The sequence below is a fragment of the Sulfitobacter sp. LC.270.F.C4 genome (genome assembly GCF_032922545.1).
Classification (GTDB): domain Bacteria; phylum Pseudomonadota; class Alphaproteobacteria; order Rhodobacterales; family Rhodobacteraceae; genus Sulfitobacter; species Sulfitobacter profundi.
The window spans coordinates 986,428-1,005,965 of the sequence record NZ_CP136692.1; the positions used below are offsets into that span (position 1 = coordinate 986,428).

The 19,538-nt window shown below is 62.7% G+C and carries 18 protein-coding genes; 13 read left to right on the forward strand and 5 right to left on the reverse strand.

Features of this window, described 5'->3' with window-relative positions:
- Positions 1-79 precede the first annotated feature (79 nt).
- From hisC to R1T45_RS08725, 3 genes are read left to right on the forward strand one after another with little or no spacing between them, the layout of a single operon-like run.
- Complete coding sequence (hisC, locus tag R1T45_RS08715) at positions 80-1,162, forward strand: histidinol-phosphate transaminase (RefSeq protein WP_120351740.1); 1,083 nt, start codon at positions 80-82, stop codon at positions 1,160-1,162.
- A complete protein-coding gene (locus R1T45_RS08720) occupies positions 1,162-2,082 on the forward strand; it encodes a prephenate/arogenate dehydrogenase family protein (RefSeq protein WP_317390612.1) in 921 nt (306 codons plus the stop codon). Before hisC ends, R1T45_RS08720 begins: the two co-directional genes overlap by 1 nt.
- Complete coding sequence (locus R1T45_RS08725) at positions 2,079-2,873, forward strand: extensin family protein (protein WP_317390613.1); 795 nt, start codon at positions 2,079-2,081, stop codon at positions 2,871-2,873. The genes R1T45_RS08720 and R1T45_RS08725 overlap by 4 nt, the downstream gene beginning before the upstream one ends.
- Before the next feature lie 7 nt (positions 2,874-2,880).
- Here the strand turns inward: R1T45_RS08725 and R1T45_RS08730 are convergent, their stop codons facing one another.
- Positions 2,881-3,888 (reverse strand): DUF2125 domain-containing protein, encoded by a 1,008-nt coding sequence (locus tag R1T45_RS08730; RefSeq protein WP_317390614.1) that lies wholly within the window; start codon positions 3,886-3,888, stop codon positions 2,881-2,883.
- A gap of 66 nt (positions 3,889-3,954) precedes the next feature.
- On the opposite strand from R1T45_RS08730, the gene R1T45_RS08735 reads away from it, so the two are divergent.
- The 3 genes from R1T45_RS08735 (at position 3,955) to R1T45_RS08745 (ending at position 7,693) form a co-directional block, all read left to right on the forward strand.
- Positions 3,955-4,485: a gamma-glutamylcyclotransferase gene (locus R1T45_RS08735; RefSeq protein WP_067629545.1), complete on the forward strand. Its 531-nt coding sequence runs from the start codon at positions 3,955-3,957 to the stop codon at positions 4,483-4,485.
- Between the two features lie 71 nt (positions 4,486-4,556).
- A complete protein-coding gene (locus R1T45_RS08740) occupies positions 4,557-5,756 on the forward strand; it encodes a biopolymer transporter ExbB (RefSeq protein WP_317390615.1) in 1,200 nt (399 codons plus the stop codon).
- The gene (locus tag R1T45_RS08745) at positions 5,756-7,693 is read left to right on the forward strand and encodes a peptidoglycan -binding protein (RefSeq protein WP_317390616.1); all 1,938 of its coding nucleotides are present in this window, start codon (positions 5,756-5,758) and stop codon (positions 7,691-7,693) included. The genes R1T45_RS08740 and R1T45_RS08745 overlap by 1 nt, the downstream gene beginning before the upstream one ends.
- 16 nt (positions 7,694-7,709) lie before the next feature.
- On the opposite strand, the gene R1T45_RS08750 is transcribed toward R1T45_RS08745, so the two are convergent.
- From R1T45_RS08750 to gloB, 3 genes are all read right to left on the reverse strand, one after another.
- A complete protein-coding gene (locus R1T45_RS08750) occupies positions 7,710-8,660 on the reverse strand; it encodes a M23 family metallopeptidase (RefSeq protein ID WP_120351734.1) in 951 nt (316 codons plus the stop codon).
- Positions 8,657-10,978 carry an ATP-dependent Clp protease ATP-binding subunit ClpA gene (gene clpA / locus R1T45_RS08755; protein ID WP_067629557.1) on the reverse strand — a complete coding sequence of 774 codons (2,322 nt, stop codon included), beginning with the start codon at positions 10,976-10,978 and terminating at the stop codon, positions 8,657-8,659. Before clpA ends, R1T45_RS08750 begins: the two co-directional genes overlap by 4 nt.
- Before the next feature lie 175 nt (positions 10,979-11,153).
- Positions 11,154-11,921, reverse strand: a complete 768-nt coding sequence (gene gloB, locus R1T45_RS08760) for a hydroxyacylglutathione hydrolase (protein WP_317390617.1) — start codon at positions 11,919-11,921, stop codon at positions 11,154-11,156.
- Between the two features lie 63 nt (positions 11,922-11,984).
- Between gloB and R1T45_RS08765 the strand changes: the two genes are divergently transcribed.
- The 7 genes from R1T45_RS08765 to R1T45_RS08795 all read left to right on the forward strand — a co-directional run bounded on the left by R1T45_RS08765 (position 11,985) and on the right by R1T45_RS08795 (position 18,371).
- On the forward strand, positions 11,985-12,731 hold the full coding sequence (locus tag R1T45_RS08765) for a methyltransferase domain-containing protein (RefSeq protein WP_317390618.1): 747 nt from the start codon (positions 11,985-11,987) through the stop codon (positions 12,729-12,731).
- A 286-nt stretch (positions 12,732-13,017) separates the two neighbouring features.
- On the forward strand, positions 13,018-13,578 hold the full coding sequence (locus R1T45_RS08770; protein ID WP_206054286.1) for a F0F1 ATP synthase subunit delta: 561 nt from the start codon (positions 13,018-13,020) through the stop codon (positions 13,576-13,578).
- Positions 13,579-15,117 (forward strand): F0F1 ATP synthase subunit alpha, encoded by a 1,539-nt coding sequence (gene atpA / locus R1T45_RS08775; RefSeq protein ID WP_132444279.1) that lies wholly within the window; start codon positions 13,579-13,581, stop codon positions 15,115-15,117.
- Positions 15,118-15,132: 15 nt separating this feature from the next.
- The gene (locus tag R1T45_RS08780; RefSeq protein WP_067629562.1) at positions 15,133-16,014 is read left to right on the forward strand and encodes a F0F1 ATP synthase subunit gamma; all 882 of its coding nucleotides are present in this window, start codon (positions 15,133-15,135) and stop codon (positions 16,012-16,014) included.
- A gap of 18 nt (positions 16,015-16,032) precedes the next feature.
- Positions 16,033-17,457: a F0F1 ATP synthase subunit beta gene (atpD, locus tag R1T45_RS08785; protein WP_067629563.1), complete on the forward strand. Its 1,425-nt coding sequence runs from the start codon at positions 16,033-16,035 to the stop codon at positions 17,455-17,457.
- Between the two features lie 12 nt (positions 17,458-17,469).
- The gene (locus R1T45_RS08790) at positions 17,470-17,910 is read left to right on the forward strand and encodes a F0F1 ATP synthase subunit epsilon (protein ID WP_067629565.1); all 441 of its coding nucleotides are present in this window, start codon (positions 17,470-17,472) and stop codon (positions 17,908-17,910) included.
- Positions 17,911-18,020: 110 nt separating this feature from the next.
- The gene (locus tag R1T45_RS08795; RefSeq protein ID WP_300054943.1) at positions 18,021-18,371 is read left to right on the forward strand and encodes an H-type lectin domain-containing protein; all 351 of its coding nucleotides are present in this window, start codon (positions 18,021-18,023) and stop codon (positions 18,369-18,371) included.
- Positions 18,372-18,451: 80 nt separating this feature from the next.
- Here the strand turns inward: R1T45_RS08795 and R1T45_RS08800 are convergent, their stop codons facing one another.
- Positions 18,452-19,471, reverse strand: coding sequence for a ribose-phosphate pyrophosphokinase (locus R1T45_RS08800; RefSeq protein WP_120351729.1), 1,020 nt, complete (start codon positions 19,469-19,471; stop codon positions 18,452-18,454).
- Positions 19,472-19,538 lie beyond the last annotated feature (67 nt).

Consider the following 19,538-nt stretch of genomic DNA (forward strand, 5'->3'; position numbering starts at 1 on the left):
AGGCGCGGATGCAGAATGATTCTGGCATCACCGCTGCGGCCCCGATAGAAGGGCGGCAGTAGCGTGAGGAAAGAGCGAGATGACACAGATCGCACCGCAACCGGGCATTATGGAGATTGACCTTTATCAAGGGGGTGCGGCGCATGTCGCGGGCCTTGATAATGTGGTCAAACTCAGCTCGAACGAAAACCCGCTGGGGCCCAGCCCTGCCGCCGTCGAAGCCTACCGCCGCGCGGCCTATGATCTGCATCGCTACCCGTCTTCCGATCATAGCGCGCTGCGCGCCGCCATCGCCGAGGTGCTGGGCCTTGATGCGGGGCGGATCATCTGCGGCGCGGGCTCGGATGAAATCATCGCCTTCCTTTGCCAAGCCTATGCCGGACCGGGGACCGAAGTGGTGCACACCGAACACGGCTTTGCCATGTACCGCATCTCTGCCCTCGCCGCGGGCGCCACGCCCGTAGAGGTGCCCGAGCGTGAGCGGGTGACCGATGTAGATGCCATCCTCGCCGCCTGTACCGACGCCACGCGGCTGGTGTTCATCGCCAACCCCAACAACCCGACCGGTACGATGATCGGTCTGGCCGAGATCGAGCGGCTGGCCGAGGGGCTGCCGCCGCAGGCGCTTTTGGTGCTCGACGGGGCCTATGCCGAATATGTCGAGGGCTACGACGGCGGAGCCGCACTGGTGGACCGGCGCGATAACGTGGTGATGACGCGCACCTTTTCCAAGCTCTACGGGCTGGGCGGTCTGCGCATCGGTTGGGGCTATGGACCCGCCCATGTGATCGACGTCCTCAACCGCGTGCGGGGGCCGTTCAACCTCTCGCAGGCCGCACTCAACGCCGCCGAAGCGGCGATGCGTGATCGGGCCTATACCGACCACTGCCGGGCCGAGAACGCCCGCTGGCGCACATGGCTCGCCGATGCGCTGGCCGAGATCGGCGTGGCCTCGGATGTCTCGCTTGCCAATTTTGTGTTGGCCCGTTTCGCCAATCAGGCCGAGGCGGAGGCCTGCGACGACTACCTCAAGTCCCAAGGGCTGATCGTGCGCCGGGTGGCGGGCTACAACCTGCCCAACTGCCTGCGCATCACCGTAGGCGACGAAAGCGCCTGCCGCCGGGTGGTCCATGCGGTGCGGCAGTTCAAGGGGGGCAGCTGATGGCTCAGGTCTATGACAGGGTCGCTCTGATCGGGCTGGGGCTGATCGCTTCCTCGCTTTTCTGGGCAATGAAACGCGGCGGGCTGGCGGGCGAAGTCACAGGCTATGCCCGCAGCGACGAGACCCGCGCCACGGCGCGCGAGATCGGCCTCTGCGACCGCGTCTGCGACAGCGCCGCCGAAGCCGTTAAGGGGGCCGGTCTGGTGGTGCTCTGCGTACCGGTCGGCGTCATGGGGGCCGTCGCCGCCGAAATCGCGCCGCATCTGGCCCCCGGTGCCACGGTGACGGATGTGGGCTCGGTCAAGGCCGATGTGATCGCGCAGGTGGGGCCGCATCTGCCCGAAGGCGCGCATTTCATCCCCGCGCACCCGCTGGCAGGGACCGAGCATTCCGGCCCGCGCAGCGGCTTTGCCGAGCTTTTCGACAACCGTTGGTGTCTGCTGGTCCCGGTCGAAGGCACCGACGCGGACGCCATCGCCCGGCTGCGCGCGCTTTGGGAAGGGGCGGGCGCCAATGTCGAAGAGATGGACGCCGAGCATCACGATCTGGTGCTTGCGGTCACCTCTCATGCGCCGCACCTCATCGCCTATACGATGGTGGGCGTGGCCGACGACCTGCGCCGGGTGACCGACAGCGAAGTCATCAAATATTCCGCCGCCGGTTTTCGGGACTTCACCCGCATCGCGGCAAGCGATCCGACCATGTGGCGCGATGTGTTCCTGACCAACAAGGACGCCACGCTGGAGATCCTTGGCCGCTTCACCGAAGAACTTTTTGCCCTGCAACGCGCGATCCGCACCGGCGACGGCGATCATCTGCACGCCTATTTCACCCGCACCCGCGCGATCCGGCGCGGCATTATCGAGGCGGGGCAGGACACCGATGCGCCCGACTTTGGCCGGGGGGCACGCAAGTCATGAAGGGCGGGGCTGTCCTGCCGCTGATTGTGCTGGGGCAAGTCGCCCTCGCTGCGGGGCCGGACAGTTCGCAACGCCCGGTCCCGCGGGACAATGGGGATACCTTGCCGCTGATCGTCGTGCCCTCGGGCGCGATTGAACAGCCCAAGCGTGACCCCGCCGCCCGTGCTGCCGCTGAAGGGGGGCGGGGGATGGAAACCTCGCTTCGCCCCGCGCTGCGCAGCCGCAAGATCGAGAAAGCCGCCCGCGCACGTCGGCAGATGTTGGCCAAGGGCGCGGTCTGCGGAGACTTGGCAATACAGGGCACGCCGGTGGGCCGGGTGCCCGGCAAGATCAACGGTTGCGGGGTCGAGAACGCGGTCAAAGTGCGCTCCGTCTCAGGCATCAAGCTCAGCAATGCCGCGGTGATGGATTGCACCACGGCCAAGGCGCTGGACACATGGGTGCGCCAGTCGGCGGTGCCCGCTTTGGCGGGGCAGGGCGGCGGGCTGAAAGAGCTAAGGGTCGCGGCGCATTACGCTTGCCGGACGCGGAACAACCGCAAAGGCGGCAAGATATCCGAGCACGGTAAGGGCCGCGCGATTGATATCTCCGGGTTTGAACTGGCGGACGGCAGCTTGATCACCGTGTTAAAAGGCTGGCGCGCCCGCCGCAGCAGCAAGGCGATGCGGCGGATGCACCGGGGTGCTTGCGGGCCGTTCGGCACGGTGCTTGGGCCAGAAGCAGACCGCTATCACCAAGACCATTTCCATTTCGACACGGCGCGGTATCGCAGCGGCAGCTACTGCCGCTAAGGGCCGCTTAGGGCTGGATCAATCGCGGTGCCGGGCCAAGCGGAAGGCCCGCAAGGACCATCTGCCCATCGGCAATGACCAGATCAAGATCCAGACCGCCCGGCGTGCCGCCCCGCGCCTCCAACAGCCGCAGCATGGTATTCACCTGCCCGCGCATGGAGGGCGGCAGGAAACCCCCACGTTCGCCCGCATCAAGCAGTTTGGTCCAATTGGTGACCCGCAGGCTCAGCACCCCGTCGGGAATGCCCTCGGCATCAAAGGTCAGCGCGCCTTCGGCGCCCAGAGCCACGTCGCCCCATGCGGCATCGACATTCTCAACCGTCAGCGCATCGATCTGCGGCAGGGTGCCCGCCACCGCGCTGTGACGATCCAGCGGGCGGGCAAAGGTCACGGCCATCCGCGCAGACAGGATCGGCTGCCCGCCGGGCTGCACCGCGCCGTCCCCCAGAACCTTGCGCAGCAGCGGGCCGGGGGTGATTCCGCCGGGCAGCAAGGCAATGTCATAGTCCCGCGCCGCGCCCGAAGACTGCGTGACCCGCATCCGGGGCTCTTCGGCTTCCAGCAACAGCCCGTCGGGGCCATTGACCTCAAGATGCGTGCTGCGGAACTCAATCGCTTCGAGTTGCAGCGTGGTCCCGGGGTGCAGCGCCAGATCGGCACGCAGGTCACGTATGTTCAGCGTCAAGGGCAGCGCGCCTGCAGGCAGCGCGGCGCTTGCGACCGAGGCGCGCGCAGAAAGGTCGCCGGGCCACCAGACCGGGGCGGAAAGATCAAGCTGCGGGGCCTCAAATGCCAAGCCGCGGGCGGGGGCCGCCACGGCAAGCCCGCTCAGCCGGTTTTGCAAGGAGAGGGGGAATCCCGATTTGCTGATGTCCTTGAGCGTAACCTCCCACCCCGCCGCGCGGCGGGTGTCGAGCAGCCCGGTCAGGGTGCTTTGCATCTGCGTCGTCGCAGTGGCCCACCACGCGCCCCAAAGTACGGCGAGCACAATCAGCAGCCAAACCAGTTTCCGCATTTCGATAGCCCTTCAAATCGTGCTTCAGATGCGGTTTACCGAAGGCCAGCAGAAAGGACCAGCAGGATGACAATGTGGGTATTTGGCTATGGCAGCCTTTTGTGGAACCCGGGTTTTGAGGTGGCGGAAAGCGTGATCGCCACGCTGCCGGGCTATGCGCGGTCGTTCTGCATGCGCTCGATCCACCACCGCGGCACGGTGGAGCAGCCGGGGCTGGTGCTGGCGCTCGACGAATCTGTCCGCTCGGCCTGCGAAGGCATGGCGATGCGCGTGGCTCCGGGGCAGGAGGCGCAGACGCTGGACTATCTGCGCGAACGTGAGCTGATCTCCTCGGCCTATGTCGAGAAAAACCTCACCGTGCATCTGACCGATGGCCGCGACGTGGAGGCGGTGACCTATGTGATCGACGCGGCGCATGACCAATATTGCGGCGGCTTGCCACTGGAAGAACAGGCCCAGATCATTGCACGCGCCGTAGGCGGCCGCGGGCCAAATACCGAGTATTTAATCAACACTGCCGTGCATCTTTCCGAAGTGGGCTTGCATGACCCCGCATTGGAGTGGTTGCATGATCGCGTAAAGGCTTTAGCCTCATAAAAACTTGGCAACTCCGCGCCGTTTCAGTGTAAGCTGCGCCAAGAGCAGAATAGAGGGTCAGGAAAGGCCGCATGGCACAGCCAGACCGCAAGGCAAAACCGCAGTTTTCACAACCGGTGCGTCAGATTTCTCTGATGCTGATCGTATTGGCATTGACCGGCGTGGGCGCTTTTTTGGCCCTGCCCAGTGTGCTGCCGATCTTTGCCGCGAACCCATGGCTTAATGGGGTAATAATCTTTGTTTTCGTCGTCGGCGTACTGGCCTGTTTCTATCAGGTGACGCAGCTGATCGGCTCGGTCCGCTGGATTGAGGATTTTGCCGCCGACAATGCCGAACCCGACGCGCAACCGCCACAGCTGCTGGCGCCTTTGGCGTCGCTGTTGCGCCAGCGCGGTGCGCGGATGCAGGTCAGCACAGCCTCGACCCGGTCGATCCTCAACTCTGTCGCCTCACGTATCGACGAGGTGCGCGAGATCACGCGCTATATCGTCAACATGCTGATTTTCCTTGGTCTTCTCGGTACCTTCTACGGGCTTGCCACGACCGTGCCTGCTGTGGTCGACACGATCCGCTCGCTCGCCCCCGGCGAAGGGGAGGCGGGGGTTGATGTCTTTGGCCGCCTGATGACCGGGCTTGAAGCGCAGTTGGGCGGCATGGGCGTGGCCTTTGGCTCATCGCTTTTGGGGCTTGCGGGTTCTCTCGTCGTCGGGCTGTTGGAGCTTTTTGCGGGCCACGGTCAGAACCGTTTCTACCAAGAGTTGGAAGATTGGCTGAGCTCCATCACGCGGGTCGGGCTGACCTCGGGCGACGATGTGGGCGACCAAAATATCATGGCCAGCGTGATGGACCAGATGGTCGAACAGATGGCCGAGATGCAGCAGATGTTCACCCAGTCCGACGTCAGCCGCGCCATGGTCGACGACAAGCTGGGCAAGCTTGCCGATGCCGTTGACCGGATGACCACGCGGATGGAGCATGACACGACGACGAACAACGCGCTTGATCGGGTGGCCGACGGGCAAGACCGGTTGATTGCCGTGCTCGAAGGGCAAGTGGCGGGCGAAGGGATCGACGCGGAGAGCCGGATGCGGCTGCGCTCAATCGACGTGCAGATGCTGCGCATTCTCGAAGAGATTTCTGCCGGGCGGCAAGAGACGATGGCCGAATTCCGCAAGGATATCTCACTGCTGGCCAAGGCGCTTTCCGGGCAGCGCGCGCCTGAGGCCCGTCGCCTGCGGGCCGGCGATGTCCCCGGTGGCGGGGACCAGTAATGGCACTTTCCCGGCGGACAGGCGCACGGTTTCAGGGCTCGATCTGGCCGGGGTTCGTCGATGCGATGACCGGGCTTTTGCTGGTTCTGATGTTCGTGCTGACGATCTTTATGGTCGTGCAATTCGTCCTGACCGAACGCATCAGCGGCCAAGAGAGCGAGTTGAACGAATTGGCCGGAGAGGTCGCGGCCCTTGCCCAAGCGCTTGGCGTCGAGGAACGCACCACTGCGCGGCTGGAGGCCCGGCTTGGGGCACTGAATGCCTCACTGAACGATGCCCGCGATGAGGTCTCGCGCCAAGAAGCGGTGATCGCCGGGCTGACCTCTGAACGCGACGCCCAAGAGGCCGCGTTGCAGGCCGCCGAGGCCGAGATCACTGGGTTCGAGGCGCGGGTGGCGGCCCTTCTGGCTTCGCAGGCCGAAGATCAGGCGCGCATCGGAAGCTTGGAAGACCGCGAAGCCGCGTTGCTGGATGAGCAAGAGGCGTTGAACCTCGCGCTGAGCACCGCGCGGGAAGAGATCGACGCGCAGGCGGAAACGGCCCGGCTGGCCGCGGCAAAGCGCGAGGCGTTGGATGCGCTGGTGGCCGATCTGCGTGCCCAGAACGCTGAAACCGAGGCTGAGGTCGCGGCCCTCAATGCCGAGGTGTTAGAGGCTGAAGAGGCGCTCAGCGCCGAGGAAGCCGCCCGTCTGGCCGAAACCGCAGCGGCGCAGGCATTGCGCGACCGGCTTGAGGATGCGGATGCGGAATTGACGGCCATGACCCTCTCGCTTGAGGCGCAGCGCAAGAAGGCCGAAGACACCTTGACCTTGCTGGCCGCCGCGCGCGCGGCGCGAAGCGATCTGGACAGTGAACTCGCCGCAGCTCTGCTGAGGTTGGAGACGGCTGAACAAAGCGGTGCAGGTCTGGAGGCCGAGCGTGCCGCGCTGGCCGAAGAGTTGGACGCGGCAGAGGGCACCGAAGAGGACTTGCGCACACAACTAGCACAGGCAGAGGTGACCGAGCAGGCGTTGAATGCCCGCTTGGCCGAGGCGCTGGCCCGCGTGCAGAGCCTTGAACAAGAGGGCGAAGCGCTGAGCGGCTCGCAGTCGGATCTGCGCGAACGTCTGGCGCAGGCGCTGGCGGCAAAGCTTGCCGCTGAAACGCTGGCCGAGGACAAGACCACCGCCGCCGAGCGCCGCGCCGCCCTACTGGCGCAGGCCGAAGCGACCTTGGCCGACGAGAAGGCGGTCAGCGCCGAGGCGCAGCGTCAGACCGAATTGCTGAACCAGCAGGTCGCGGAACTGCGCGCGCAACTGGGCAACCTACAGGCGCTGCTCGACGATGCCGTGGCGCGGGATGCGGCAAGATCGGTTGAGTTGCAATCGCTCGGGTCCGAGTTGAACACCGCGCTGGCACGGGTGGCGGCAGAGGAACGGCGTCGCGCCGAGCTCGAAGCGGCAGAGCGCAAGCGGCTGGAGGAGGAGAGCAAGAACCTCGCCCAGTACCGCTCGGAATTCTTTGGCCGGTTGCGTGACCTTCTGGGCAATCAGGAGGGCGTGCGGATCGAAGGCGACCGCTTTGTCTTCTCTTCCGAGGTGCTTTTCGGGCCGGGCAGTGCGGTGCTGAGCCAAGACGGGCAGGGCGAGATTGCCAAGGTGGCGGGCATTCTGCGCAGCGTGGTAGACGAGATCCCGGCAGAGATCGACTGGGTGATCCGTGTCGATGGCCATACCGATAATGTGCCGCTTTCCGGCTTTGGGGCGTTCGCGGACAATTGGGAACTGAGCCAAGCGCGGGCGCTGTCGGTGGTCAAATATATGGTCAACTTCCTTGGCATCGCGCCGGATCGTTTGGCGGCCAATGGCTTTGGCCAGTACCAGCCCGTGGCCGAGGGCAATACCGAAGCCGCGCGGGCGCAGAACCGGCGGATCGAGCTTAAATTTACCGAAAAGTGAGCGGGGGAAAGCCGGTCTATTGCAGCGTCAACGCGCCGGTCTTTTCGTCAATCACCCGGCCATCGCGCAGCAGGGTAACCGTGCCGCGATAGCGCCCGGCGGGCCATGTTCCGGCGGCGGCGCGTTTGCCGATGGCACGAAACGACTGCGCCTGCGGTTTCTCTAGCACCACATCCCTTTCGATCACGGTGCCGCTTGGCCCCGCAAGGCTGAGGCGCAGCACGTCGTTCTTTTGGGTGCCATAGCTGTAACCGTAGATGACCAAGGCAGGCGCATCCTTGGGGAGGGTGTCGTGATTGGCATCGCCCGCCTTGATTTCATCATAGCTGGGAATGCGGTCCGCAAAGCCGAGCGCGATCAGCCCACCGGGGCGGTAGGGCGGGGTGTCTTGCCAGAGAGACACAGCTGGTTCCTCGCAGCCGTTGCCTTCGGGGGCGAATGGATCAACCGGATTGCCATTGTGGCGCAACGAAAGGTGAAGATGCGGGAAGGCGGCCTTGCCGGACTGGCCGACCAGCCCGAGAGCGTCGCCGACAGCGACCTCTTGCCCGTCCGTCACGCGCAGTGAGCCGCGTTTCAGGTGGCAGTACTGTGTTTCCCACCCGCGGCCGAGGTCGATCACCACGCCGTTGCCGCATTCGCGCCCTTGGACTTCCGAGAGTGGCGCGCCATCGGCCATGCCGTCTCGTAGCCCTTTGACCACGCCAGCCGCCGCTGCGCGAACGGTGACACCTGCCGCCATCGCTGCGCGGTCGGGCAGGGCGAAATCGGTGCCCTTGTGTCCGTCATAGGTCAGCCTCGAACAGCGGTAATCGTGCGCCGCGGCACTTGGGTCTTGGTCCATATATTGTTGGATGTGGCAATCCTGCCCGAGGGTGCAATCCAGCGGAAAGGCCAGTTGCACATCCTCCGCCAGCGCAGGGCTGGCGGAGGAGAGGATCAGGGCCAGCGCGGCCCGTGTGATCATTCCGCGGTGAGCAGCGGGGGCCGATCACCTGACAGGCGCTTGCTTTCGGTGCCCAAGACCTTGAGCGTCAGCGCGTCGTCCTTGACGCCAACCTTGACCACACCGCCTTTGGCCAGTTTGCCAAAGAGCAGTTCCTCGGCCAGCGGCTTTTTGATGTGCTCCTGGATCACGCGGCCCAAGGGGCGGGCGCCCATCTTGTCGTCGTAGCCCTTGTCGGCAAGCCATTCGGCGGCCTTCTTGCTGAGTTCGATGGTCACGTTGCGGTCCATCAGTTGCGCTTCGAGTTGCAGCACGAACTTTTCGACCACCCGCAGGATCACCGATTTCGGCAGCGGCGCAAAGCTGATGACAGCATCGAGACGGTTGCGGAACTCCGGCGTGAAGGTCCGCTCGATCGCGGCGGTGTCTTCACCGGTGCGACGTTCGCGGCCAAAGCCCACAGCCTCTTTCGCCTGCTCGGAAGCGCCAGCGTTGGAGGTCATGATCAGCACCACATTACGGAAATCCACCGTGCGGCCGTTGTGATCCGTGAGCTTGCCGTGGTCCATTACCTGCAACAGGATGTTGTAGACATCCGGATGCGCCTTCTCCATCTCGTCGAGCAGCAGCACGCAGTGCGGATGCTGGTCCACGCCATCGGTCAGCATGCCACCCTGATCAAAACCGACATAGCCCGGAGGGGCACCGATCAGACGAGAGACGGCGTGTTTCTCCATATACTCCGACATGTCGAAGCGCAGCAGTTCCACGCCCAGCGTGTCGGCCAGTTGCTTGGCCACCTCGGTTTTACCCACACCGGTTGGTCCGGCGAAGAGGTAGTTGCCGATGGGTTTGTCCGGCTCGCGCAGGCCCGCGCGGGACAGTTTGATGGCCGAAGACAGCGCCACGATGGCATCGTCCTGCCCAAAGACCACCCGCTTGAGCGAGCTTTCCAGATCCTTCAGCACCACCACGTCGTCCTTGGAGACGTTTTTCGGCGGGATGCGGGCGATCTTGGCCACCACGGCTTCGACCTCCTTGGTACCGATGGTCTTGCGGCGCTTGGAGGCGGCCACGAGATGCTGTGCGGCACCCGCTTCGTCGATCACGTCGATCGCTGAGTCAGGCAGCTTGCGGTCGTTGATATAGCGGTGCGCCAGTTCGACAGAGGTCTTGATCGCGTCGGAGGTGTATTTGACGCTGTGATGCTCCTCGAAATAGGGTTTCAGACCCTTGAGGATCTTGGTGGCGTCTTCGACCGAAGGCTCGCTCACGTCGATTTTCTGGAACCGGCGCGACAGCGCGCGGTCTTTCTCAAAGTGCTGGCGGAACTCCTTATAGGTGGTGGAGCCCATGGTACGCAGCTTGCCGCCCTGAAGCGCAGGCTTCAGCAGGTTGGAGGCATCCATCGCGCCACCCGAGGTAGCACCGGCACCGATCACGGTGTGGATCTCGTCGATGAACAGCACTGCGTCTTTATGTTCTTCCAGCTCGGTCACGACAGCTTTGAGCCGTTCCTCGAAATCACCGCGGTAGCGGGTGCCAGCCAGCAACGCGCCCATGTCGAGCGAGTAGATCGTGGTGTTGGCCAAAACCTCGGGCGTTTCACCGGCGACGATCTTGCGTGCCAACCCCTCGGCGATGGCGGTTTTGCCCACGCCCGGATCACCCACCAGCAGCGGGTTGTTCTTGCGGCGGCGGCAGAGCACTTGAATGCAGCGCTCAACCTCACCCTCGCGGCCGATCAGCGGGTCGATATCGCCCTCGCGGGACTTGGCGTTGAGGTCCACGCAGTATTTCGCCAGCGCGGATTCCTTCTTGTCGCCATCGGTGACGCCTTGGGCCTCTTCTTCGGCTTCTGGTGCGCCTGTGACCGGGCGGGATTCACCATATGCCGGGTCTTTGGCGACGCCATGGGCGATGAAGTTCACCGCGTCATAGCGGGTCATATCCTGTTCTTGCAGGAAGTAGGCGGCGTTGCTTTCACGTTCGGCGAAGATGGCGACCAGCACGTTCGCGCCCGTCACTTCGGTCCGGCCCGAGGATTGCACGTGGATCGCGGCGCGCTGGATCACGCGCTGGAAGGCCGCCGTGGGCACCGCTTCGGAACCGTCAATGTCGGTGATCAGGTTGCTCAGATCATCGTCGACGAATTCGACCAGTGTTTCGCGCAGGTCAGAGACATCAACGGAACAGGCTTTCATGACCTGCACGGCGTCGGGTTCGTCGAGCAAGGCCAGCAGCAGATGTTCGAGCGTTGCAAATTCGTGGCGGCGGGCGTTTGCCAGCGCGAGGGCCGCGTGGATTGCCTGCTCAAGTGTAGTCGAGAATGAAGGCACGGGCGTGCTCCTTTTCGATCGGGGTCGGTGAGGTGCTGAGATATCTCAGGCCCCGGTCCGACCATGGCCTCATAGTATTAGAGTTTGGTTGATCATCGCCCATCTTCAAGAAGATTCTGGTCCGAATCGGTCACATTTGCCGTGAGCGAGGACTTTGGGCCATGATTGCAGGCATTCAGAACTGGTCTTTGCGCCTGCGGATTTCGGTGAACACTTCTGTGTCGGTGGCGTCTGGCATCCCCAATGTCGCGCGAATGGCCTGGTCGGCAGGGCGCAGGAAGGGATTGGTTTCTAGTTCCAGTGAAAGCGGCGAGGGGACGGTCGGCTGCCCCTTGGCGCGAGCGCTGTCGATGTCCTTGGCCCTTGATATAAGGGCGGGATTATCCGGATCAACGGTCAGGGCGAATTTTGCGTTGGTGGCGGTGTATTCGTGGCCGGAGCAGATCGTCGTATCGCCGGGCAGGGCGGCCAGCTTTTGCAGACTGTCCCACATCTGCGCGGGCGTGCCTTCGAACAGGCGGCCACAGCCAAGCGCCATGAGGCTGTCGGCGGTAAAGGCCGCTTTGGCATCCGGCACGTGAAAGGCGATATGGCCGACGGTGTGGCCCGAGACATCCAGCACCTCGGCCTTTAGCGCGCCAAGTTCAACGGTGTCGCCCTCTGCCACGTCGCGGTCTAGCGGGGGCAGGCGGTGAGCGTCGGCCTTGGCCCCGATCACCTCGGCGGGGAAGCGGGTCAGGACCTCGGCCAGCCCTTGGACATGGTCGGGGTGGTGGTGGCTCAACCAGACTTGGCTCAGCGTCCAGCCCCGGCGGTTAAGCTCTGCCATGATCGGGGCGGCTTCGGGTACATCGACCAGCGCTACCGCGCCGCTGTCATGGTCGCGCAGCAGGAAAGCGTAATTGTCCGACAGACATGGAATCGTGACCAGATCAAAGGCCATGGCGTCTTACCTCGCTGTGTTGTTATGGTCGGGTCAGAGTGACACTCACCAAGGCGGGCTGCAATGCATCTTGATGTACAGGATCTGCGCAATTTCTATTATCGCAGCGCGTTGGGGCGTGCCGCGCAGAAATCCTTGCGCGGGCGGTTGTTGGAGCTTTGGCCAGAGGCGAAGGGGCAAACCGTCGTCGGCTTTGGCTTTGCAGCCCCCCTGCTGCGGCCCTATCTGGCCGATGCCCGGCGCGTGATGGTGTTGATGCCTGGCCCGCAGGGCGTGATGCCTTGGCCTGCGGGGATGCCCAATACCTCTGTCTTGACCGAAGAGACGCTCTGGCCGGTCGAGACGGGGGCGGTGGACAAACTGGTGCTGATGCACGGGCTCGAGACGTCAGAGCGGCCCAGTGAATTGTTGGATGAATGCTGGCGCGTGCTGGGGCCGGGGGGCAAGGCGCTGTTCATCGTGCCGAACCGGGCGGGCATGTGGGCGCGGCGGGATCGAACGCCATTCGGCTATGGGCGACCCTATTCGCCGGGGCAGTTGGAAACACAGCTCCGCAAACATCAGTTTCTGCCCGAACGGCACCTTGGCGCGCTGTTCCAGTTCCCTTCACAGCAGCGAATCTGGATGAAATCAGCCCCTTTGTTTGAGAAAATCGGTCGCCAAATGCCAACGATGATGGGCGGTGGTGCGATCTTGGTGGAGGCGACGAAACTGGTCTACCCGCCGCGGGGTCGTCCGCAGCGCAGCACCGCGCGGCGCGCGATTGGGGTGTTGGAGGGCATCGGCGAGCCGCAGGCAAAGCCGGTCTAGGCCTTGCCGCTCTGGGCTAAGCTCGTATTGGGACCATGGATTCGCCCTCGGCCCGCGGGCGCGCCCACAACGGCAGCATTTTCCTGCGTCAAAAAGCCGTTTCATGCAGCAGCCCTTGTAATATTGCCGCGCGTGGGAACATTACCTGCCTATACTGTGTTGCCGGGCGCGAACCTGTCTGCTACATCGCCCCTGATTTAGACGTCTTGGGTAACTTCAAGCCGCGCCAACTGCTGGTGACGCGACATCTTCGCATATCCGGCGCTTATTGAACGAGAGGATGGACGTGTCCGAACCTGCTTCCATTTCCACCGGCATCGCGGAACGCTACGCGACAGCCGTGTATGATCTGGCCCGCGAGGCCAATCAGGTCGATGCCATCGAGGGCGATCTTGACGCGCTTGAAGCGGCCTTGACCGACAGCGATGACTTTCAGCGCCTGATCTCTTCGCCGCTCTATACCCGCGATCAGCAGGCCGGGGCGATCAAAGTGCTGGCCGACAAGATGGGCCTGACCAAGACCATGGCGAACACGCTGGCGCTGATGGCGCAAAAGCGTCGTCTGTTTGTGCTGCCCGCGCTGGTTAAATCGCTGCGCGAGACGATTGCCGAAGCCAAGGGCGAGATCACCGCTGATGTCACCACGGCCAAGGCGCTGACCAAGACGCAGGCAGACAAGCTGACCAAGTCGCTCAATGCCTCCACCGGCAAAAAAGTATCACTTCATGCGACCGTTGATGAAAGCCTCATCGGCGGTCTTGTCGTCAAAGTGGGCTCGAAAATGATCGATACGTCGATCCGTTCCAAGCTCAATTCCCTCCAGAATGTAATGAAAGAGGTCGGATAAATGGGTATCCAAGCAGCAGAGATTTCTGCGATCCTGAAAGACCAGATCAAGGATTTCGGTCAGGAAACCGAAGTGGCCGAAGTGGGTCGCGTTCTCTCCGTCGGTGACGGTATCGCCCGCGTCTATGGTCTGGACAACGTTCAGGCCGGCGAGATGGTTGAATTCCCCGGTGGCATTCAGGGCATGGCCCTGAACCTCGAAGCGGACAACGTCGGTGTTGTTATCTTCGGTTCCGACCGTGACATCAAAGAAGGCGACACCGTCAAGCGCACCAACTCCATCGTGGACGTGCCAATCGGTGACGAACTGCTGGGCCGCGTTGTTGACGGTCTGGGTAATCCCATCGACGGCAAAGGCCCCATTGGCGCCACCAAGCGCGGCATCGCCGACGTCAAAGCGCCGGGCATCATCCCGCGTAAATCGGTGCATGAGCCGATGGCAACTGGCCTCAAGTCCGTTGACGCGATGATCCCAATCGGCCGTGGCCAGCGTGAGCTGATCATTGGTGACCGTCAGACCGGTAAAACCGCTGTCGCCCTCGACGCGATGCTGAACCAAGCGCAGGTTAACGCTGCTGCTGGCGACGACGAAGGCAAAAAGATGTACTGCGTGTATGTCGCCATCGGCCAGAAGCGTTCGACCGTTGCTCAGCTTGTGAAAAAGCTCGAAGAAACCGGCGCAATTGATTACTCCATCGTTGTGGCCGCGACCGCGTCCGAGCCTGCGCCGATGCAGTTCCTCGCACCCTATGCCGCCACCGCGATGGCCGAGCACTTCCGCGACAACGGCCGCCACGCGCTGATCATCTATGATGACCTCTCCAAGCAGGCCGTGTCCTACCGTCAGATGTCCCTGCTGCTGCGCCGCCCGCCGGGCCGCGAAGCTTACCCGGGCGACGTTTTCTACCTCCACTCCCGCCTGCTTGAGCGTTCCGCGAAGCTGGGTGACGAAGCTGGCAACGGCTCGCTGACGGCTCTGCCGATCATCGAAACCCAAGGTGGCGACGTTTCCGCGTTTATTCCGACCAACGTGATCTCGATCACCGACGGTCAGATTTTCCTTGAGACCGAACTGTTCTACCAAGGCATCCGTCCTGCTGTGAACACCGGTCTGTCGGTTTCGCGCGTTGGCTCCTCGGCTCAGACCAAGGCGATGTCGAGCGTAGCTGGCCCGGTGAAACTGTCGCTGGCTCAGTACCGCGAAATGGCGGCCTTTGCTCAGTTCGGCTCCGACCTTGACGCCGCAACTCAGCAGCTGCTGAACCGTGGTGCGCGTTTGACCGAACTGATGAAGCAGCCGCAGTACGCGCCGCTGACCAACTCGGAAATCGTCTGCGTGATCTACGCTGGTACACACGGCTATCTCGACAAGGTTGCTCTGGCAGATGTCGGCCGTTTTGAGGCAGGCATGCTGGCGCATTTGCGTAGCAAGCACGACGACCTTCTCAAGGACATCACCAACAATGACCGCAAGGTCAAAGGCGAGTTGGAAGAGAAGATCAAAGCCGCCATTGACGGTTTCGCCGCCGACTTCGCTTAAACGGGAGATAAGGCAATGCCAAATCTCAAGGACCTGAAGAACAGGATCGCGTCGGTCAAATCGACCCGCAAGATCACCAAGGCCATGCAAATGGTTGCCGCGGCGAAACTTCGCCGCGCGCAGGAGGCTGCCGAGGCTTCGCGTCCCTATACTGAGCGGTTCAATGCCGTGATGGCAGGGCTCGCGGCCAGTGTCGGCGGCTCCGATAGCGCGCCCAAGCTGCTTAGCGGCACGGGTGAAGACAAAGTGCATCTGCTGGTGGTCATGACCGCCGAACGCGGGCTGTGCGGCGGCTTCAACAGCAACATCGCGAAGAAGGCGAAAGCCCATGCGCGTGAACTGCTGGCCCAGGGCAAAGAGGTGAAAATCCTCACCGTTGGCAAAAAAGGCCGTGATGCGCTGCGGCGTGACTTGGGCGACCATCTGGTCGGTCACGTTGACCTCAGCGAAGTCAAAAAGATCGGCTATGGTGATGCGCAAAACATCGCGCAGGACGTGCTGAACCGCTTTGACGCGGGCGAATTTGACGTGGCGACGATCTTCTATGCGAAGTTCGTGAACGTGGTGATGCAGACGCCGACGGCGCAGCAGATCATCCCCGCCAAATTCGAAGCAGACGCGGACGAAGACAGTGGTGCGTCCACATTGTTCGACTATGAACCCAGCGAAGAGGCGGTCTTGGCCGATCTTCTGCCGCGCGGGGTCGCCACGGCGATCTTCTCGGCTCTGCTGGAGAATGGCGCGTCCGAGCAGGGTGCGCGGATGTCGGCGATGGACAACGCCACACGCAACGCGGGTGAGATGATCGACAAACTGACCATCCAATACAACCGCTCGCGTCAGGCTGTCATCACCAACGAGCTGATCGAAATCATTTCCGGCGCGGAAGCGCTGTAAGCAAATCGGAGAAACGACATGGCAAATGCTGTCGGTAAAATCACACAGGTCATCGGCGCTGTCGTTGACGTTCAATTCGAAGGCGACCTGCCGGAGATTCTCAACGCGCTCCACACCGAAAACCAGGGCAAAACGCTGGTTCTCGAAGTGGCGCAGCACCTTGGCGAAAACACGGTTCGCGCCATCGCGATGGACGCGACCGAAGGTCTGGTGCGCGGTCAGGCCGTGACAGACACAGGCGACCAGATCCGCGTGCCCGTGGGCAACGCCACACTGGGCCGTATCATGAACGTCACCGGCGACGCGGTTGACGAACAGGGTCCGGTAAACTCTGACGCGACACGCGCCATTCACGGCGAAGCGCCTGAGTTCGCTGAGCAGTCCACCGAGACACAAATCCTCGTGACAGGCATCAAGGTCATCGACCTTCTGGCGCCTTACACCAAGGGTGGTAAAATTGGTCTCTTCGGCGGTGCCGGCGTGGGCAAGACGGTTCTCATCATGGAACTGATCAACAACATCGCCAAAGTGCACTCCGGTCTGTCGGTGTTCGCGGGCGTGGGTGAGCGTACCCGTGAGGGCAACGACCTTTACCACGAGATGATCGAATCCGGCGTTATCGTTCCTGACAACCTCGTCGATTCGAAAATTGCACTGGTCTACGGTCAGATGAACGAACCTCCCGGTGCGCGGATGCGGATCGCCCTGACCGGCCTGACACTGGCCGAGCAGTTCCGCGACGAATCCGGTTCCGACGTTCTGTTCTTCGTCGACAACATCTTCCGCTTCACGCAGGCCGGTTCCGAAGTGTCCGCTCTGCTGGGCCGTATTCCTTCCGCTGTTGGCTACCAGCCGACACTGGCAACGGACATGGGCGTGATGCAGGAGCGTATTGCTTCGACCAAATCCGGTTCGATCACCTCCGTTCAGGCCGTTTACGTTCCTGCGGATGACCTTACCGACCCGGCGCCTGCGACCTCCTTTGCGCACCTCGACGCGACAACGGTTCTTGACCGTTCGATCTCGGAAAAGGGCATCTACCCGGCGGTTGACCCGCTTGGCTCCACCTCGCGTCTGCTCGACCCGCTGATCATCGGCGACGAGCACTACAAGGTGGCGACAGACGTGCAGCAGGTGCTTCAGCGCTACAAATCGCTTCAGGACATCATCGCCATTCTCGGCATGGATGAACTGAGCGAAGAAGACAAACTGACCGTGGCACGTGCGCGTAAGATCGAGCGTTTCCTCAGCCAGCCCTTCGACGTGGCGAAAGTGTTCACGGGCTCCGACGGTGTTCAGGTGCCGCTGGAAGAAACCATCGCCTCCTTCAAGGCCGTGGTTGCCGGTGAATACGATCACCTGCCCGAGGGTGCCTTCTACATGGTTGGTGGCATCGAAGACGTGAAGGCGAAAGCCGAGAAAATGGCGGCAGACGCCGCTTAAGGAGCGCTGACAATGGCAGACACAATGCAATTCGACCTCGTTTCGCCGGAACGGCGGCTGGCATCGATGCAGGTGACGGCCGTGCAGATTCCGGGCACTGAGGGCGACATGACGGCCATGGCCGATCATGCGCCCACCATCACCACCCTGCGTCCGGGCCTTCTGCGCGTGGAAGGGCCGGAGGGCACGTCTGAATATGTCGTGACCGGCGGTTTCGCCGAAATCGGCGGTCAGGGCGGCGTGTCTGTGCTGGCGGAACGTGCCGTGGCGCGTGCCGACATGACGCAGGAGCAGATGGACAGCATGGTGGCAGAGGCGCATGCCGTCTACACCCGCGCCAAGGACAACTGGGAAAACGAACCCGGTCCCGTGGATGACGCAGCCAAGCTTCTGGCCGATATGGTTGCCGTTGGCGATCACATCGGATTGTCGAGCAAGCAGCCCAGCCTGTAATGCTTTGAAAATCAGTGAAAAGCCCCGCCTCGGCGGGGCTTTTTGCTTTTATGCCTCCCCCTGCTGCGGCATCATTGCGCGGTGACCCTAAATTCAAGCAGGCCCGAGATATGAAACGACTTCGCAGCCATACCATCGGCGTGGACAGTGGCGATGTCATGCTGTTTTCTGAGTTCGAAGACGGCGGATCGATGTGGACGGGCGAGGGCCAGCGCGAACGCCGCCGCCGGATCAGCTTTTCAGAACCCTTCCGGGAGCCGCCGCATGTTCAGGTGAGCATGTCGCTTTGGGACATCGACGCCAGCACCGTCACCCGCGCCGATATCGGCGCCGAGGCGGTGACCGAGACTGGCTTTGACATGGTGTTTCGCACATGGGGCGACACCCGCGTTGCACGGGCGCGTTTGGCATGGACAGCGATTGGCGCGGTGGGGGGGGATGACGACTGGGTCGTCGGCTAGGTGCATCGCTCGGTGGGGGAGAGCGGCCCAGCAGGGGGAGGGCGGCCCGCGGAGGCCAGCCCTAGATCACAGTCTGCGGCCTAGCTTGCCGCGTACATCCCGTCATAGATCGGGCCCAGCGTTTCCGCCTCGAACAGAGAAGAGACCGAGGTGCCGTTCCAGATGTTCAAGATCGCTTGGGCAAACATCGGCGCGGTCGGGACGATGCGGATGTTCGGCGCTTTCTTGATCGCAGGGGTCGGCGCGATGCTGTCGGTGATGACCAGCGATTTCATGACCGAGTTCTCGACCCGCTCAACCGCAGGGCCGGACATGACACCGTGGGTGATGTAGGAGTGTACTTCCTTCGCGCCATTCTCCAGCAGGACTTCGGCAGCTTTGCACAGCGTGCCAGCCGTGTCGCAGATGTCGTCTACGATCAGGCAGGTCTTGCCTTTCACGTCGCCGATCACGGTCATTTCAGCCACTTCGCCTGCCTTCTCGCGGCGTTTGTCGACGATCGACAGGGGCGAGTTGATCCGCTTGGCCAGTTCACGCGCACGGGCCACGCCGCCAACGTCGGGGCTGACGACCATCAGCTCATCCATCCGGTCTTTGAAGGCGTCTTTGATATCCAGTGCAAAGATCGGCGAGGCGTAGAGGTTGTCGACCGGGATGTCGAAGAAGCCCTGAATCTGCGCCGCATGCAGGTCCATCGTCAGGATCCGTTCAATACCGCTGCCGGTCAGCATATTGGCGACCATCTTGGCGGTGATCGGGGTCCGGGCCTTGGTGCGGCGGTCCTGACGGGCATAGCCGAAGTAGGGCAAAACGGCCGTCACACGCGCCGCCGAGGACCGGCGCAGCGCGTCGGCCATGATCATCAGTTCCATTAGGTTGTCGTTCGCGGGGTTCGACGTGGGCTGGATGATGAACATATCCTCGCCGCGCACGTTCTCGTAGACTTCGACGAAAATCTCGCCGTCGTTGAACCGTTCGACCCGCGCATCGACGAGCCCCACGTTAACGCCGCGATGCAGCGACATGCGCCGCGCGATGGCCTTGGCAAGCGGCATATTGGCATTGCCTGAGATCAGTTTTGGTTCTGAAGTGCGTGGCATAGGGGCTCCGGGGCAGCGGTAGGTTGCAGATTCGTGACGTTGACACCGCTTAGCATGCGCTTACGGT

Coding starts and splice junctions, on each gene's coding strand:
- R1T45_RS08765 (WP_317390618.1), top strand. CDS start 11,985: ATGCATCTTGATGTACAGGATCTGCGCAATTTCTATTATCGCAGCGCG.
- R1T45_RS08720 (WP_317390612.1), top strand. CDS start 1,162: ATGGCTCAGGTCTATGACAGGGTCGCTCTGATCGGGCTGGGGCTGATC.
- R1T45_RS08745 (WP_317390616.1), top strand. CDS start 5,756: ATGGCACTTTCCCGGCGGACAGGCGCACGGTTTCAGGGCTCGATCTGG.
- atpA (WP_132444279.1), top strand. CDS start 13,579: ATGGGTATCCAAGCAGCAGAGATTTCTGCGATCCTGAAAGACCAGATC.
- R1T45_RS08750 (WP_120351734.1), bottom strand. CDS start 8,660: ATGATCACACGGGCCGCGCTGGCCCTGATCCTCTCCTCCGCCAGCCCT.
- R1T45_RS08780 (WP_067629562.1), top strand. CDS start 15,133: ATGCCAAATCTCAAGGACCTGAAGAACAGGATCGCGTCGGTCAAATCG.
- R1T45_RS08730 (WP_317390614.1), bottom strand. CDS start 3,888: ATGCGGAAACTGGTTTGGCTGCTGATTGTGCTCGCCGTACTTTGGGGC.
- R1T45_RS08800 (WP_120351729.1), bottom strand. CDS start 19,471: ATGCCACGCACTTCAGAACCAAAACTGATCTCAGGCAATGCCAATATG.
- R1T45_RS08735 (WP_067629545.1), top strand. CDS start 3,955: ATGACAATGTGGGTATTTGGCTATGGCAGCCTTTTGTGGAACCCGGGT.
- atpD (WP_067629563.1), top strand. CDS start 16,033: ATGGCAAATGCTGTCGGTAAAATCACACAGGTCATCGGCGCTGTCGTT.
- R1T45_RS08795 (WP_300054943.1), top strand. CDS start 18,021: ATGAAACGACTTCGCAGCCATACCATCGGCGTGGACAGTGGCGATGTC.
- gloB (WP_317390617.1), bottom strand. CDS start 11,921: ATGGCCTTTGATCTGGTCACGATTCCATGTCTGTCGGACAATTACGCT.
- R1T45_RS08725 (WP_317390613.1), top strand. CDS start 2,079: ATGAAGGGCGGGGCTGTCCTGCCGCTGATTGTGCTGGGGCAAGTCGCC.
- R1T45_RS08740 (WP_317390615.1), top strand. CDS start 4,557: ATGGCACAGCCAGACCGCAAGGCAAAACCGCAGTTTTCACAACCGGTG.
- R1T45_RS08790 (WP_067629565.1), top strand. CDS start 17,470: ATGGCAGACACAATGCAATTCGACCTCGTTTCGCCGGAACGGCGGCTG.
- hisC (WP_120351740.1), top strand. CDS start 80: ATGACACAGATCGCACCGCAACCGGGCATTATGGAGATTGACCTTTAT.